The following is a 16,273-nucleotide window of genomic DNA, read 5'->3' as shown; positions in this document are numbered from 1 at the left end:
GCCCGCCCCCTGCTTCCCGCCACCGGAGACACCGCATGACCCGTTCACCGATCCCGCTCGTGCTGCTGCCTGCCATGGGGTGTGACGGCCGGCTCTGGGCACGGCAGATCATGGATCTTGCCGCGCTCGCCGAGCCCGAGTTTCATGACCTTTCGCAGGACGACACGCTGTCGGCGATGGCCGCGCGCGTGCTGGCCAAGGCGCCGCCGCGCTTCGCCGTGTCGGGGGTCAGCCTGGGGGGCTATGTCGCGATGGAGATGGTGCGGCAGGCGCCCGACCGGGTCCTGCGTGTCGCACTGTTCGGCACGCGCGCGTCGATGACGATGCGTCCGCGGACGGTCGACGGCCAGGGGCTGCTCGCGACCGCGCCGCATGCCGATCCGCGACTGACCGCGATCGTGGCGGGCCCGGTGCAGGCGATGGCGGACCGGGTCGGCAAGGCGGTCTTCGAACGCCAGCAGCGCGCGCTGCTCGAACGGCCCGACATCAGCGACGCGATCGCCGCGATCCATGTGCCGACTCTCGTCGCGGTGGGCGATCGCGACCGGATCTGCACGCCCGACGATGCACGTGCGCTGGCCACGCTGATCGAGGGCGCGCGATTCCACGAGCTGCGGGGCTGCGGCCATCTCGCCCCGCTCGAACGACCGGGTGAGGTCACCGCGCTGCTGCGCAACTGGTTGCGCTGACACACGCGGCGGGCGCCCGAACAAAATGCGATCATGTTGATGCAGGTTGATAGGAATGGCGGGACATTCGTGACGCCCGACCGCGTTGATGCTCGCCGATACCGGCTAGGAGAGAGCAGACATGGCCGTCAAATTTGCAGGAACGATGAACGCGATCAATCGCGGTCTCGACGCGACGAAGCCCGCCAAGGGCGCCGACATGGTCGAGGATTGGGAAGCCGCACTCGCCGATATCGAGACACCCGGCGCCAAGGGCATTCTTCGCGACCTGGCATCGCTGCGCAAGCAGCTCGAGAAGGACGCGCCGGACGCCGACCGCGTCCATGCGCTGCTGCACCGGCTTGGTGCCGCGACGACCAAGATCGCGGAAAAAGCTGACACGTCGCAGGACAAGCTGCGTGCGCTCGGCGAGGCGCTGACCGAGGCGGGCGAAGACAGCCCCGACGAGGAAGAAGACGTCGCCGCAGCCGCAAGCCCGAAGCGCGCGCGCAAGAAGGCCTGAGTTTTGGGCGCGGGCCGGCAAATCAGCCGGCCCGCGCCTTTTTCTTATTTCGGCATCACGCCCGCAGCGGTGCCACGCGAGGTCAGCGCGTCCAGGCATAGGGGCCGACGAGCGTCCCGACGAAACCGCCCGCCAGCCGCGTGCTCAGGAACCGGACGTCGACATCTGATGCGAGCGTGCGAGGCGTTGCGCCGGTCGTGTAGCTGAAGCGCATCGTACCCCCGGTGGCGTCGATCGTCAGCGTGACCGGGCCCGCCGGATCGACCGGCGCGCTTGCGACGAGCTGCTCCTTGCCTTCCTGCGTTGTGTAGAGGGCGACGACAGGTTTCTCCGCAATCCGCGTCAGCCCGAAGAAGAGATGCGCCTTGTCGCTCTGCATCGCGGCGAGGCCGGCACGATCGCCGGTCTTTGGCGAGAAGCGCAGCGTGGTCGAGATCGTCGCGTCGTGATGCTGCTGGCGCCGGCCGACAAAGGCGGGAACGCCCGCGAGATCGCCCATCGGTGCTCCCCGGCCGAGCACGAGCTCTCCACCGGTCAGGCGATAAAAGGGTGCCTTGGGGGTGCGGACACCGACCCATTGCATCGCCAGACGATCGCCGTCGAACTCGTCGACATAGGAAAAGGCGCCGGCCGTCGGCACTGTTCCCGGGCGCTGCGCGGGCAGTCCGGGCGAGGCCGCGACTTCGGGAACGCGCTGCCCCTTGGGCAGGATGATCGGCCAGCCATCCTTCCAGGTCACGGGGAGCAGGAACGTCTCGCGTCCGATATTGTAATAGTCCCCCGCATAGGGCCGGACCGCGAGAAAGGTCGCCCACCACTCGCCCGTCTGAGTCTGGACCAGTTCGGCATGCCCCGCCGATGTGATCGGCCGCGACCTCGCGGGGTCGAGATCACGCTGCGTCAGTATGGGGTTGCCGGCATAGGGCTCATAGCGGCCGCGCAAGGTCCGCGACCGGAGCACGACCTGAGAATGGTTGACGCTCGTGCCGCCCTCCGCGGCGGTCAGATAATACCAGCCATCCTTGCGGAAGATGTGCGGCCCTTCGATCCACACCGGCTTTTTCGACAGGTCGACGCCGCCATTGACGAGCTGCGTGCTCTCGCCGACCATCTGCCCCTTGCGCCAGTCATATTCCTGGATCCAGATCGCGCGGTGCCCGTCATAGCGCGGCGGTTCGGCGGGGGCGCGGTTATTGACGATATAGGCCTTGTCGCCTTCCCAGAAGATCGAGGGATCGATGCCCTCGAACGGCAGCCAGATCGGCGCGGACCAGGGGCCGGCGGGATTGCGTGCGGTGATGACGAAATTGCCTTTGCACTCGACGCAGGTGTTGACGATGTAGAAGACGCCGTCGTGATGGGAGATGTCGGGCGCAAACACCGCCTGCGACGTCCGCATGCCGGTGAAGTCGAGCTGATCGGGGCGGTCGATCGCGTTGCCGATCTGAGTCCAGTTCACGAGGTCGCGCGAATGGAAGACCGGCAATCCGGGGAAATGCGCGAACGACGAATTGACGAGATAATAGTCCTCGCCGACCCGCGTGACCGACGGGTCGGGATAATAGCCCGACAGGATCGGGTTGCGATACTGGTTGCGCTGCAACGGTGCCGCGCCGGGCGACCGCCCCTCATAGCTAAACCGGCCGAACCGGGGCGATGCGTCGGACGGCGCAGCGGCGGTCTGTGCCGGGCTGCCCTGCGCGACGCTGGTGCCGGCGAGCGCGATGAGAGCGAGGGTGAGGATGCGCATGAGGGGGAATCCTTTGTCCGGAGCGGGCGGCGTACAGACTGGTCGTCGGGTCCTTGAGCGGCTGCCGGGACGATCGCGCGATGGCGACCGTCCCGACCGTCGGTCCTAGAAGGTGCCGCGCAGGCCGATCAGGAACTGACGTCCCGGCTTATACTGCGTGAACGTCGCATTCTCGAACTGGAAATAGGACCGCAGCGTCGCGTCGGTGAAGTTCGACACGTTGACCGTCAGCTGCGGTGCGCCCGCCAGGCCGAAGATCTTGTCGAGGTCGAACGACGACGAGAAGTCGTAGGTCGTATAGTCCGTCCCGAACAGCGCCGCCGCCGGGATACCGTTCTGCGCCGCGCCGCTATTCTGTGCGCCCTGACGCGAGGTCGTCGCCACCCGGAGCATCACGCCGTTCTTCTCGTAGAAGCCGGTGATGTTGTAGGTGAAGGGCGACACGCCGAACGCGGTTGCCGGGCCATCGCTGCGCTGATCGACGATCGTCGCATTGGCATTGAAGCCGAAGCCCGTGACGCCGATCATCCGGGTCAGGAAGTCGAGCGGCTGGACCCACTGGAATTCGAGGCCGTTGATCGTCAGCTTGTTGGGGACGTTGACCTGCGACGTGACCTGGACCTGCGCGACGCCGGGGCCGCCGCGCGACTGGATCGCGAACTGCTGGTTGGCGTTGAGCGTGTCGAAGGTGATGCCATATTGCGCCAGCGCCGCGAACGGCACGGTGTTGATCGCGGTGTTGGTGAACCCCTCGATCGACTTGCGGAATGCGTTGAAGCTGACGACGCCTTCGCGGCCGGTATAATATTCGAAACCGAGATCGAGGTTGGTCGACATGTACGGCTTGAGCGCCGGGTTGCCGATGTTCGCCTGATCCGCCGACGGCGCACCGAAGTTGACCCCGGGAAGCTGCGCCGAGGGGTCCGGACGCGTCATCGTACGCGAGCCGGCGACACGCACCACCGCCTGGTCGCCAAGGTCATAGGCGAAGGTCGCGGCGGGAAGCCATTTCGAATAGACGTTGCGCGTCGACACCTCGCTGACGATATTCACGTAGCGGCTGCCGTCGGGCAAGCTCGCGCCCGTGCTGGTCGTGTTGCGCGGATCCGGCAGCGAGACGCGACCCGTGATCGTCTGGATCGTGTTGACGTAGCGTACACCGACATTGAACCGCAGGGTGTTGTCGCCGATCTGCTGCGCGCCGTTGAGCGTGGCGAAGGCGGATTTTACGACCTCGCGGATCGCACCGCCGCTGGCGCCGGTGTTGGCAGCCCCCGTTTCGGGCGCCGCGTCGTGGAAGCTGTCATAGTTGGTGGCGGCGGCAAAGGCCGGCCAGTCGACCGTGACGAACCCTGCCGGGCCGGGCTTCAGATAGCCGGGGACCGCCGCATTGGGGACCAGCGAGCCGCCATAGCTGACCGGCCCCGCCAGGCCGGTGGTCGCGCCCGTGCCATAGCCGGGATAGCTGGGATAGCCCGCCGGCGCGGCGCCGGGGGCGTCGAGGCCTGCGCAGGGCGGCTGGGTGTTGGGCGATGCGACGAACACGTTGGGATTGTTCCCGCAGACCGCATTCTGCCACGCCTGGCTGTTGTCGAACCCGCGGATCCGCCGCGACACGTCGTCGAATGCGCCGCCGATCTTCAGGTTGAGCGCCTTGCCGCCCCAGGTCAGGTCGCCACGCGCGCCCTTGCTCTTGTTGAGACGCCGCTCGTCCTGGATGCCGACCCGGCTGCCCGCGTTCCAGCCGAAATTCGCGGGATCGTTGAGGTCGAGCCCGCTCTGGATCGTCGGGATTCCGCCGGTGTTGCTGTAGGTGACCGTGTTGCCGACGCCGAGCGGGGTGGTGAGGCCCACGGTCGGGCTCTCGCGGTGGAAGGTCGACCGCGCATAATTGCCCTGCAGCGAGGCCTTGAGCGTCGGCGAGATCTCCCATTCGCCGCCCGGGTTGATGCTGACCAGCTTGGTCGTCTCGGTATAGGGGCGGAATTCGTTGAAGAACTGCGCGTTCGCAAATGTCCCGCCGGTCACCACGCACCCGATCGTGCAATCGGGATTGTCGAAGGTCAGGTTGGTCGGAATGATCGCGCCGTTGCGGACGATCCAGGCCATGTTCTCGCGGGTGAGTTCGTTCTTCTTGTAGCCGTACAGACCGTCGATGTAGAAATGCAGCGCATCGGTCGGCTGCCATTCGGTGCTGACGATCGCGTTGATCCGGTCGCGCGGGCCGCGGATGCTGGTCGTACGACCGAGCCGCGGGAGCAGCGCATTGTCGATCTGCTGGATCGTCGCGCCGGGGTTGTTCGCGAGCAAGAACGCCCGGTCGATCGGCGTCCCCGCGACCAGCCCGGCGCCGGCGCCGGCCGGCACCACCGCCGGGATCGTCCAGTTGCCGCCACCGGTCGTGTTGCAGCCCGACGCGGCGCCGCACTGCGCCGCGGTCAGCGCCGGATTGGTATAGCCAATCGTCTCGAACCCGCGCGTATCGGTGAACAGCCTTTGTGCCGACACGCCGGCCAGGATTCCGAACGTGTCGGTCCGCCAGCTGCCGATCAGCGCGCCGCGCGCGCCGATCCGGTCCTCGGGCGACTGGCGCGTGCCCTGGACGTTATAGTTCAGGAAGCCGGTCGCGCGGTCGAGCGGACGTGCCGAGCGCAGATCGATATTGCCCGCCGCGCCGCCCTCGAGCAGGTCGGCCGTATAGCTCTTGTTGACGGTCAGCTTGGTGAACAATTCGGTCGGGAAGAAGCTCAGGTCGACCGAGCGGTCCGTGCCCTGCGCGTCGGTCGCACCCGATGACGCGACCGCGATCGTCGCGCCGTTGAGCGTCACGTTGGTGAAATTCGACCCGAGCCCGCGGATCGCGACATTGGTCCCCTCACCCGTCACGTCGCGGGTGATCGTGATGCCGGGAATGCGGTTGAAGGATTCGGCGATGTTGGTGTCGGGAAACTTGCCGATATCCTCGGCAAAGATCGAATCGGTGAAGCCGGTCGACGCGCGCTTGGCGTCGGTCGACTTGGCGAGGCTCGACCGGTAGCCGGTGACGACGATGTCCTCGCTGGGCGTGCCCTGCGTGTCCTCGGTCTGCGGCGCGGGCGGCGTTGCCGGGGCGGGATCCTGACCATTGTCCGGCACCTGCTCCTGCGGCGGCGGCACCGTCTGCGCCAGCGCGATCGACGGCGCCAACACGGCCAGGGTGGTAGCGCATAACAAGGCTGCGCGCGTCAAACGCGGCTGTCGAAATGCCTTCATGATCAGGGTCCTCTCTGTGGGGTCGTTGCCGTTCGTTGCGGCATACGAAATCGGTACTGGGGCGCGGAAAGCGGGTCCCGGTTTGGCTAAAACGTGGTGCTGTTTGCGTATTTGATCAGCCGGTAGGCGCGCAGGGCTACCCGAGCTGACTCAGGGGAAGCGCCGTAGCGGCACGCCCGCCTGGGGCATCTGCCGGCCGATCTGGCGGCCGCGACATTGGCCGGACACTTTCATGGTCATTCATCCTATCCCTCATGAAACCGTCTGACGCAGTCTGATGTTACCGGTATCTCGCCATGATTGGTTAGCGAGTCAAGCCGGTTTTGGTTTGGCCAATCCCTTAGGGCCTTTCCGGAGACCGCGAGGACGTCTGATCGGAGCGGTCCGTGGCGCATTTTGTTCTCAAAGGTCGCCCGCTGCCGCCGGTAAGCTAATGCCCCTGCACCCTGCCGCTATTCCGCGTTGACGCAGTGCAGCATAAAACCTACCAGCGCGCGCTCCCGAAATGCTAAGCCCGACCAGGCGCGGCCTTGCCCAGCGCCGGAGGCGCCGCTTTACCATGACCACGACCTTCGCCGACCTCGCCCTGGCGCCCTTCCTGCTCGAGGCGCTCGCCGAACAGGGCTATGCCCACCCGACGCCGATCCAGGCGCAGTCGATCCCGCAGCTGCTGCAGGGCCGCGACATGCTCGGCATGGCGCAGACCGGCACGGGCAAGACCGCCGCGTTCGCGCTGCCGCTGCTCCACCGGCTCGCCGCCGATCCCCGCCCTGCCCCCAAGGGGGGCGCGCGCATCCTCGTCCTCGCGCCGACGCGCGAACTCGTGTCGCAGATCGCCGCCGGGTTCGAGAGCTTCGGCCGCCACCTGAAGCCGAGCGTGATGACGATCTTCGGCGGCGTCAGTCAGTTCCACCAGGTCAAGGCGCTCGAGGCGGGCGTCGACATCATCGTCGCGGCGCCCGGCCGTCTGCTCGATCTGGTCGAACAGGGGCTTTGCGACCTGTCGGCGCTCGAGGCGCTGGTGCTCGACGAGGCCGACCAGATGCTCGACATGGGCTTTGCCAAGCCGATCGAGCGGATCGTCGCAACCTTGCCCGCGGACCGGCACACTTTGCTGTTCTCGGCGACGATGCCAAAGTCGATCGCGACGCTGGCCGACAGCCTGTTGCGCGATCCGGCGAAGGTCGAGATCGCCCCGCCCTCGACCACGGTCGACCGGATCGAGCAATCGGTGATGTTCCTCGACGCCGCGAACAAGAAGGACGCGCTGCTCGCGCTGCTGCGCACGCCCGACATCGGTCAGGCGGTCGTGTTCACGCTCCAGAAGAACATCGCCAACGACGTCTGCGCGTTCATCGGCGAAGCGGGGATCACCGCCGAGGCGCTGCACGGCAACAAGTCGCAAGGCCAGCGCGAGCGCGCGCTCGACGCGTTCCGTGCCGGCACCGTCCAGGTGCTCGTCGCGACCGACATCGCGGCGCGCGGGATCGACGTCGACACGGTGACCCACGTCTTCAACCACGACCTGCCGAGCCTGCCCGAAAGCTATGTCCACCGCATCGGCCGGACCGGGCGTGCGGGCCGCAGCGGTTTCGCGGTCACGCTGTGCGACGCCGAACAGCGCGCATGGCTCCACGACGTCGAGCGCGAGATCGGGCGCACGCTGACCGTGCATGACGATCACGAATGGCATTGCGAAGTCGCGCGTCACTCGACCAAGCGTGCACCGGTGCTGGGCGGTGGCCCGGTCAAGCAGGTCAAGGCGCCCAAGCCGCCACGCGAGCGCAAGGTGTGGACCGAGGAAGAGAAGCTCGCCGCGCGTATGGCCGCCCAGGCCGCCTGACCGCGGAGCACCGTGTCGACCCCGTCGTGACGGCGGGGGGCGACGCATGGTCATTCCCCGGTTTGCAGCTTAGGCTGCCGCGATGGCCATGATCCTTCGACACGCCCGCATGCCGGTGATCCTGTTGGCGATGCTGACGACGGCGCCCAGTGCCCCACCGACCGAGCGGGCACGGTGGGCGGCGCAGGCGGCACGCGTGACGATCTCCCGCGACGATTGGGGGATCCCGCATGTCCGCGGCCGGTCCGACGCGGATGCGGTGTTCGGGCTGATCTACGCTCAGGCCGAGGATGACTTTGCGCGGATCGAGGCGAATTACCTGACCGCGCTCGGCCGGAGCGCGGAGGCGGACGGCGAGGACGCGGTCTGGGCCGACTTGCGGCAGCGGCTGTTCGTAGACCCAGCTGAACTCCAGCGCGACTATGCGGCAAGCCCCGGCTGGCTGCGGACGTTGATGCAGGCCTGGGCCGACGGGCTGAACTATTATTTGGCGACCAATCCGCAGCGGAAGCCAAGGGTCCTCACCCGGTTCGAGCCGTGGATGGCCCTGAGCTTTACCGAGGGCAGCATCGGCGGCGATATCGAGCGGATATCGCTGAGCGACCTCAAGACCTTCTACGGTACGCCGACGCCGCCCAGCCCCGAAGAGCTGGGCATGGTGCCGCGCGAACCGTCGGGGTCGAACGGGATCGCGATCGCACCGCGCCTGACCGCGAACGGTCATGCGCTGCTGCTGATCAACCCGCACACCAGCTTCTATTTCCGCTCCGAGGCGCAGATGACGAGCGACCAGGGGCTCAACGCCTATGGCGCAAGTACCTGGGGCCAATTCTTCGTCTATCAGGGGTTCAACCCGTCTGCGGGCTGGATGCACACCTCGTCGACGGTCGACAATGTCGATGACTTTGCCGAACGGGTCGTCCGCGGCGACACCGGCTACCGCTATCGCTACGGCAAGGCGCTGCGGCCGGTCACCACGAAGGTCGTCACCTTGCGCGTCCGCAACGCCGACGGGACGTCGGGCACGCGCCGCTTCACGACCTATCGCACGCATCACGGCCCGATCGTCGCGAGCAAGGCGGGGCGCTGGATCGCGACCGCGCTGATGTGGAAGCCCGTGCCTGCGCTCGAGCAAAGCTATCTGCGGACCAAGGCGACCGACCTGGCAGGCTATATGGCGGTTGCACAGCGCAAGGCGAATTCGTCAAACGACACGCTGTTCGCCGACGCCAAGGGCGAGATCGCGTTCCTGATGCCGCAGTTCATGCCGATCAGAAGTGACCGGTTCGACTATACCCGGCCCGTCGACGGCAGTGACCCGGCGACCGACTGGCGAGGGCTGCACGGGCTCGCCACGCTGCCGAGCGTTGCGAACCCACGCACCGGCTGGGTGCACAACACCAATGACTGGCCCTGGAGCGCGGCCGGACCCGATAGTCCGCGGGCGGCGGACTATCCTCGCTACATGGATCAGGTCGGCGGCAATGCGCGCGGCGTCCATGCGGATCTGTTGCTGACCGGGAAACGCGGCTGGACCGCGGAGACGCTGCGTGCGGCGGCATACGATCCCTACCTCCCCGCCTTTGCGCGGCTTCTCCCCGGTCTGGTCGACGCCTGGCGGACGCTGCCTGCCAGCGATCCACGCCGGGCGAAACTCGCGGCGCCGATCGCGCTGCTCGATCGCTGGGATCACCGCTGGGGCTATGGCTCGGTGGCTACCAGCCTTGCGGTGTTCTGGGGCGATCAGCTGTGGCGCGAGGTTGGCGGGTTCGCACAGGCTGAGCGGATGAACGTGCCCGACTACATCGCCACGCGCGTCACGCCGGAGGCCAAGCTGGCCGCGCTGTCGGCCGCGGTCGATCAGCTGACCCGCGACTTTGGCGACTGGCGAACGCCGTGGCAGGCGATCAACCGCTTCCAGCGGCTCGACGACGCGATCCAGCCGCATTTCGACGATGCGCGCGCATCGACGCCCATCCCCTTCACGTCCGCGCAATGGGGCAGCCTCGCATCGTTCGGCGCCAAGCGCTGGCCGGGGACGAAGCGCTATTACGGGACCAGCGGCAACAGCTTCGTCGCGGTCGTCGAATTCGGACCGCGCGTGAAGGCGACGGCGGTGATGGTCGGCGGCCAGAGCGGCGATATCACGTCCCCACACTTCGCCGACCAGACCGCGCGCTACGCCGGCGGCACACTGCGTCCCGTCTATTTCCATCCCGACGAGCTCAAGGGGCATGTCGCCCGGCGATATCGTCCCGGCGGCTAGGTCTTTCGAATGGCGACGGTGCGCGCCAGTTCGTCGCGCGCCAGCAGGATCTTGCGGCGCACGTCGATCGGCAGCGACCGCTGCTCGCCAAGAAAATCGTCGACGATCCGCAGCGCCTCCGGGCTCACTTGCCCGCCGATGAACGCGTCGATCCAGGCGGGCAGGAAGAAGATGCGGCGATTCTGCCGGATCCACAGCAGCCGATCGAGCGCCGGTCGCAGGAAGCCGATCGTCAGCGCCGCCTGCCCGTCCGCATTGAACGCGCCGAGGCTTTCGCTCGCCCATGCCTCGTTGAGCGCGGCATCGTCGAAATAGCGCTTGAAATAGGCGGTCTTCACCGTGGCTCGCGGGGATGCAGCCTCGGCGACGAACGCATCCTTAGCGGCCTCCGTCGAGGTGTCGCGCGTGCGCTCGGCGGTGAAGCGCGTGCCCGCGTCGGGCGCGTCGATCGTGATCAGCCGCCGGACGATCGCCCAGCGCGTCGGCTGGCGGATCGGCTCGCCGGCCAGTCGCGCGCGGCCGTCAAGCAGGGCGCGGAGGCGGTCGAGCGCGAGCGGCGTCCGCGCGGTCGCGATCAGTCGATCGAGCGCGTCTTTGCGCAGTCCATAGCCGATCGCCGCATCGTCGATCCGCGCGAGCAGCGCGGTCTCCCAGCCCGCCCGGAGCCCCGCGCCACGCGCCTCGGTGAGGTAGACGTCGAGCGCCGCCGCCCCGCGCGACAGGATCGCACGCGATATCTGTTCGTCGCGCTCGGCGGGAAGCGCGCGCAACAGCACCGCAAGATAGCGTTCGGGCGGCAGCCGGCGGTCGCGGACGACGTCCCAGAGCGCGCTCCACAGCATCGCGCGCAACAGGCTGTCCGTCACGCTGCCGACCCGCGCCGCGATCCACGCGACGGTCCGGTCGTCGGGCATGAACAGGCCGTAACCCTGGTCGTCGTCATTCGCCCAGACATAGTCGGGCGCGGGCAGTCCGGCGGCCTTGTCGACGGTCGCGACCGCCCCCTCGAAGCGTGCGTCGAGCACGATGTCCTCGCGGTCGTGGTAGCCGAGGCGGACGCGCACCTTCATCGGCCAGGCGCCACCCGGATCACCCGGCAGCCTGCTCTCCGGTCGCTGCTTCAAAACGAGCGCGTCGATACGCCCCTGCGCGAGCGTCAGCGCGGTCTCGATCCGCGGCAGCCCTGCGCGCAGGACATAGTTGCGACCGAACGCAGCCAGATCGATGCCCGACGCCTCACCCACCGCGCCGAGCAGATCCTGCCAGGTCGCATTGGCATAGCCATGCCGGGTGAGGAACAGGTGCAGGCCGCGCCGGAACCCGTCCTCGCCGACGAAGAACGCCAGCTGCTTGATGACCGCCGGCGCCTTGTTGTAGACGATCGGTCCGTAATTGCTCTTGGCGGCGTCGAGATTGTCGAGCGATTGCCAGAGCGGTGCCGTGCCGCTGGTCGCGTCGGCGCGATAGGCCGGCGTCTTGATCGACAGAAGGAACGTCGTCCAGGCGTTGCTGTCCGGCTGCAGGTCCGCCTGGATCCGCGCGGCCATGAAGGTCGAGAACCCCTCCTTCAGCCACAGATCGTCGAACCAGCGCATCGTGACGAGGTCACCGAACCACTGGTGGCTGATCTCGTGATAGATGGTCTGGTCGCGCGCCAGCCGCTGCGGCAGCGTCGGCGGCTCGCGGAAGACGAAGCGGTCCTCGTTGTAGAAGACCGCGCCGACATGCTCCATGCCGCCGAAGGGAAAGGCCGGCGCGAGCACCAGATCGAGCTTGGCGAAGGGAAAGGCGATGCCGAACCAGTCCGCGAGCCAGCGCACCGCTGCGCGGTTGGTCGCAAGCTGTGTCTCGGCATCAACCTCGGCGGCGCGCGAATGGCGGGCGTAGAGCGTGATCGGCTGCTCCCCGGCGGGGGCCGACGTCGTGCCGACCCAGGGCCCGGCGGCAAAGGCGGCGAGATAGGTGGAGATCGGCGCGGTCTCGGCGAACCGCCAGCGGGTCGCGGCGCCTTGCGGGGTCTTCGCGGCGACCGGCCCGTTGGCGATCACCGTCCAGCCATCGGGCGCGACGACGTCCCAGCGGATGCGCGCCTTCAGGTCGGGCTGATCGAAGCACGGAAACAGCAGATTGGCGTCCGACGGCACCAGCAATGTGTAGAGATAGGTCCGCCCGTCGGCCGGGTCCTTGAAACGAATGATCGCGGCGCCTGCGCTGGCGATCGGGGTCTCGAAGCGCGCCAACACGCTGTTGGCTCCGGTCTTCAGCACGCGCGCGGGCAGCACGAGATGACCATCGCGTCGCGCAGTGGCCGGGATCGCCACACCGTTGGCCTCCAGCCCGGTGAGCATCATTCCGCGGAAATCGAGGACGAGGTCGCCGCTGTCCCTGACCCGGTCGAACCGGATCACGACCGACCCGACCGCACGGTCGGCGGCGGTGACGTCGAGCGAGATGGCGTAGCGCACCCGCGCGATCTGTGCCGCCCGCCGCTGCGCCAGTGCGAGCGATATCCCCGGCCCGGTCAGCGGATCGGCGGCGACGGCCGCCTGCGCCATGCCCGGCCAGCCGATCGCCGGCAGTGCGAGCGCGCCCTTCAGAAGGGCGCGGCGGTCCGCTTCGCGCGGCGTGTCCGGATGCATCGTCGCGCCCCTTATTGCCGGTGCGAGGCGATGTAGCGACCGACCTGTTCGTCGAGCACGTCGAGCGGCAGCGCGCCCTGGTCGAGCACGGCTTCGTGGAAATCGCGAATGTCGAACCGCGACCCCAGTTCGCGTTCGGCGCGCGCGCGCAGTTCGGCGATCTTGAGCTGGCCGACCATGTAGCTGGTCGCCTGCCCCGGCCAGTTGAAATACCGGTCCACCTCGCGCGCGATGTCCTTGTCGGACACCGAGCTGTTCGCCTTGAAATAGGCGATCGCCTGGTCACGGTTCCAGCGCTTGGCATGGATGCCCGTGTCGAGCACCAGCCGGATCGCGCGCCACACCTGGAGCGACAGCATGCCGAACCGCGCATAGGGATCCTTATAGACCCCCATCTCGTTCGCGAGCCGCTCCGAATACAGCCCCCAGCCCTCGATATAGGCGCCATAGCCGCCGAACTTGCGGAATTTCGGGATGCCGGTCAATTCCTGCTGGCGCGCGATCTGGAAATGATGGCCCGGCGCGCCCTCATGCGCGGCGATGCCGGCGACCTGGACCTTCTGCGTCTGGTTCATGTCGACCAGGTTGACGTAATAGATGCCGGGCCGCGATCCGTCCGCCGACGGCGGGTTGTAGAAAGCGGTCGACGCCGTGCCCTCCCGCCATTTCTCGACCGCGCGCACCTCGAGCGGCGCCTTGGGCAGGGTCCGGAAATAGCGGGGGGCCGCCGCCATTACCGATGCGATCACGCCGCGCGCGTCGCCGAGATACTGTTCGCGCCCCGCGCTGGTGTTGGGATATTTGAACTGGGGATCGGTGCGGATCTTGTCGAAGAACTGTTCGAGCGTGCCGGTGAAGCCGACCTCGCGCTTGATCGCCTCCATCTCCTGCCGGATCGCGGCGACCTGTTTCAGGCCCAGATCGTGGATCTGGTCGGCGGTCAGCGCGGTCGTGGTCGAGATCTTCAGCCGGTCGGCATAATAGGCCGCGCCATCGGGCAGATTCCAGGCCCCGAAATTGCCCTTCGATTGCGGCTCGATCGCGTCGAGCGTCGCGAACAGCTGGTCATAGCCGGCACGGAACGGCCCCGTCAGCGCCGCGCGCGCCTCCTCCAGCAACGTCGCCTTGGTCGCCGCGGGCACTGCCAACGCGGTCACCTTCTTGCGGAAATCGGCCATGACCGTCGAATCCGCGCCCGCGTCGAACGGGGCACCGACCAGCACGGCGCGTGCATCGGCGCGGGCGGGTGCGAAATTGACTTTGTTGGGGATGATTCCCGCCGCCGCCTGCTCGCGCATCGTCGTGCTGACCTCGCGCATGACGCGCTCGGTATCGCGCAGCCGTGCGATATAGGCCTGCGCGTCGGCGAGCGTATCGACCTTATGGTTGTTGATCAGCAACACCGGGATGTCGCCCGCGGGGCTGCCATTGGTCGTGACGGGGAAGCGCAGCTTGCGGAACCGCAGCGATTGCCGCCCGCGGTCGACCTCATATTCGAACAGCCGGTAACTGACCCGCGCACTCTCGCCCAGATCGTCGGGGCGGAACCGCGACCGCATGGCCTTCAGCTGCCGCTCCGACAGGGCCTGCGCGCGAACCGCGGCGGCGTCGGTATAATCGTCGAGCCGGTCATAATGCGTCTTCAGACCGAGCTGGGTCAGCGATTCTGGGCTGAGATCAAGCTGTTCGTCATAGGCCTTGTCGAGGAATGCGAGCAGTGCCGCATCCTGCGCCGCGACGCGCTGGGTCTCCACCGGCGCCGGGGCGGCGGCGAGGACGATCGGCACGGTGGGCAGCAGCAATAGGGCAAAGGCAAGACGCATTACATTCTCCTGTCGAATGCGTGCTTGTCGCGCGCGGATCCCGTCAGCGCAATCACGGACCGCCAATTCCGTCGCCGCTCCGTCGTCAGGCGCGAAATTGGCGATCGCGCGTTCATGCCATGATGAAAGACCTTCCTACTCTGCTGCGAGAGCGGGCCAGCTCCGGCGCCAAGGCCCGGATCGTCGGGCAGGTGCGTGCACTGTTCAACGACCAGGCGCGGGGCGAGGCGCCGGTCGAGCGCAGCACTGCGGCGATGTTTTCGCCCGATGCGGTTATCGGCCGGGTCCACGGCGACGTGGTCAGCATGATGGTCGGCGGCGTCGCGGCGCTACTGCTGCAGATGCTGCACCCGGCGGTTCTGGCGGGCGTCTGGGATCATTCGAATTTCCGCACAGACATGCTCGGCAGGCTCCGGCGCACCGCCCGGTTCATCGCGGTCACGACCTATGGCGAGCGCACCGATGCGGAGGCGGTGATCGCGCGTGTCCGCGCGGTGCACGCGCACATCGCCGGTACGCTCCCTAACGGCACGCCCTACCGCGCGGACGATCCCACGCTGCTCGCCTGGGTCCATGTCTCGGAGGCCTGGTGCTTCCTCGCCGCGTGGCAGCGTTTCGGCGAGCACCGGCTCGGCATGGCCGAGCAGGACGCCTATTATGCCGCGTTCGCCGAGGTCGGCGAACTGCTCGGCGCCGCATCGCTGCCGCGGGATCGGGCGGGAACGGACCGTTATCTGCAGACCATGCGCCCGCAGCTCGTCGCGGATGCCCGGACGCGCGAGGTTGCCCGGTTCGTGCTGGAGCAGACGCCCGCGAACCCGCTCGCCCTGCCCGTCCAGCGTATCGTGATGCAGGCCGCGGTCGACCTGCTGCCCGCATGGGCGCGGCGAATGCATGGGCTGGCGGGGTCGCCGGCCTTGATGCGGCCCGTCGTCACGTCGGGCGCACGCAATCTGGCGAGAACATTACGCTGGGCGTTTGTCGACCAATAGCCGATCCCCGGCCGTCGCGATTAAACTACCAGCCGGTATGTTAATCTGGTTGACAGGTTTCCGCGGCGCTTTATATACCAGCCGGTAGACAAACAGTCCCGGCCGATGGTCGGTCAAATTGTCGTCCGTCAATCGTCTTCCGGCCAGCGAAGTTGCCGACACTGTCCTAGTCGAACGCCAAGAATTCCGCAGTTTTCAGACCGGTTACGGCGTAATGCCGGCGACCGGATATCGTCCACGCTTGTCATCTGGACTGTCGATGCCGCGCGCACCGACGATCGGTGACGCATGTCCATTACAACGGGGGGCAATCCCATGGCATATCCCAGCTTCACATGCACGTCAGCCGATCGATCACGGAGCGATGCGGCATGACCGTGTTCACCCCGATCAAGGCGGCCGACGCCACGCCGGTGGAGGCCCTTGCCCCCCGACGCAGACCCGTTTGGCAGCGCGGCGCGATGCTGCTCGTGCCGGTCGCGCTAATAGGTGCGATCGGCGTCCGGCTGCTCGATCA

9 protein-coding genes are annotated in these 16,273 nt (G+C 67.4%); 5 read left to right on the top strand and 4 right to left on the bottom strand.

Annotation, left to right across the window (positions count from 1 at the left end; translation table 11 throughout):
- Nucleotides 1–35 precede the first annotated feature (35 nt).
- Nucleotides 36–689 carry an alpha/beta fold hydrolase gene (locus sphsw_RS11355; protein ID WP_031440721.1) on the top strand — a complete coding sequence of 218 codons (654 nt, stop codon included), beginning with the start codon at nucleotides 36–38 and terminating at the stop codon, nucleotides 687–689.
- 121 nt (nucleotides 690–810) lie between these two features.
- On the top strand, nucleotides 811–1,191 hold the full coding sequence (locus tag sphsw_RS11350) for a hypothetical protein (RefSeq protein WP_031394795.1): 381 nt from the start codon (nucleotides 811–813) through the stop codon (nucleotides 1,189–1,191).
- Between the two features lie 82 nt (nucleotides 1,192–1,273).
- Here sphsw_RS11350 and sphsw_RS11345 read toward each other — a convergent pair whose 3' ends face one another.
- Nucleotides 1,274–2,941, bottom strand: coding sequence for a glycoside hydrolase family 43 protein (locus tag sphsw_RS11345; protein ID WP_031440720.1), 1,668 nt, complete (start codon nucleotides 2,939–2,941; stop codon nucleotides 1,274–1,276).
- A 105-nt stretch (nucleotides 2,942–3,046) separates the two neighbouring features.
- Nucleotides 3,047–6,193, bottom strand: a complete 3,147-nt coding sequence (locus sphsw_RS11340; protein ID WP_031440719.1) for a TonB-dependent receptor — start codon at nucleotides 6,191–6,193, stop codon at nucleotides 3,047–3,049.
- Between the two features lie 559 nt (nucleotides 6,194–6,752).
- Between sphsw_RS11340 and sphsw_RS11335 the strand changes: the two genes are divergently transcribed.
- Both sphsw_RS11335 and sphsw_RS11330 read left to right on the top strand, forming a co-directional pair.
- Nucleotides 6,753–8,036 carry a DEAD/DEAH box helicase gene (locus sphsw_RS11335; RefSeq protein WP_031396629.1) on the top strand — a complete coding sequence of 428 codons (1,284 nt, stop codon included), beginning with the start codon at nucleotides 6,753–6,755 and terminating at the stop codon, nucleotides 8,034–8,036.
- 82 nt (nucleotides 8,037–8,118) lie between these two features.
- Complete coding sequence (locus tag sphsw_RS11330; RefSeq protein WP_031440718.1) at nucleotides 8,119–10,302, top strand: penicillin acylase family protein; 2,184 nt, start codon at nucleotides 8,119–8,121, stop codon at nucleotides 10,300–10,302.
- Here sphsw_RS11330 and sphsw_RS11325 read toward each other — a convergent pair.
- On the bottom strand, nucleotides 10,299–12,941 hold the full coding sequence (locus sphsw_RS11325; RefSeq protein WP_235188370.1) for a M1 family metallopeptidase: 2,643 nt from the start codon (nucleotides 12,939–12,941) through the stop codon (nucleotides 10,299–10,301). The two genes, sphsw_RS11330 and sphsw_RS11325, sit on opposite strands and share 4 nt — an antisense overlap.
- 11 nt (nucleotides 12,942–12,952) lie before the next feature.
- Nucleotides 12,953–14,764: a DUF885 domain-containing protein gene (locus sphsw_RS11320; RefSeq protein WP_031440716.1), complete on the bottom strand. Its 1,812-nt coding sequence runs from the start codon at nucleotides 14,762–14,764 to the stop codon at nucleotides 12,953–12,955.
- Between the two features lie 122 nt (nucleotides 14,765–14,886).
- On the opposite strand from sphsw_RS11320, the gene sphsw_RS11315 reads away from it, so the two are divergent.
- A complete protein-coding gene (locus sphsw_RS11315; protein ID WP_152555483.1) occupies nucleotides 14,887–15,756 on the top strand; it encodes an oxygenase MpaB family protein in 870 nt (289 codons plus the stop codon).
- The last annotated feature ends 517 nt before the right edge of the window (nucleotides 15,757–16,273 follow it).

The sequence above is a fragment of the Sphingomonas sp. FUKUSWIS1 genome, from assembly GCF_000733135.1.
Taxonomy (GTDB): domain Bacteria; phylum Pseudomonadota; class Alphaproteobacteria; order Sphingomonadales; family Sphingomonadaceae; genus Sphingomonas; species Sphingomonas aerolata.
Note: the sequence above shows the minus strand (reverse complement) of the source record. Positions and strands in the feature narration are given on the sequence as shown.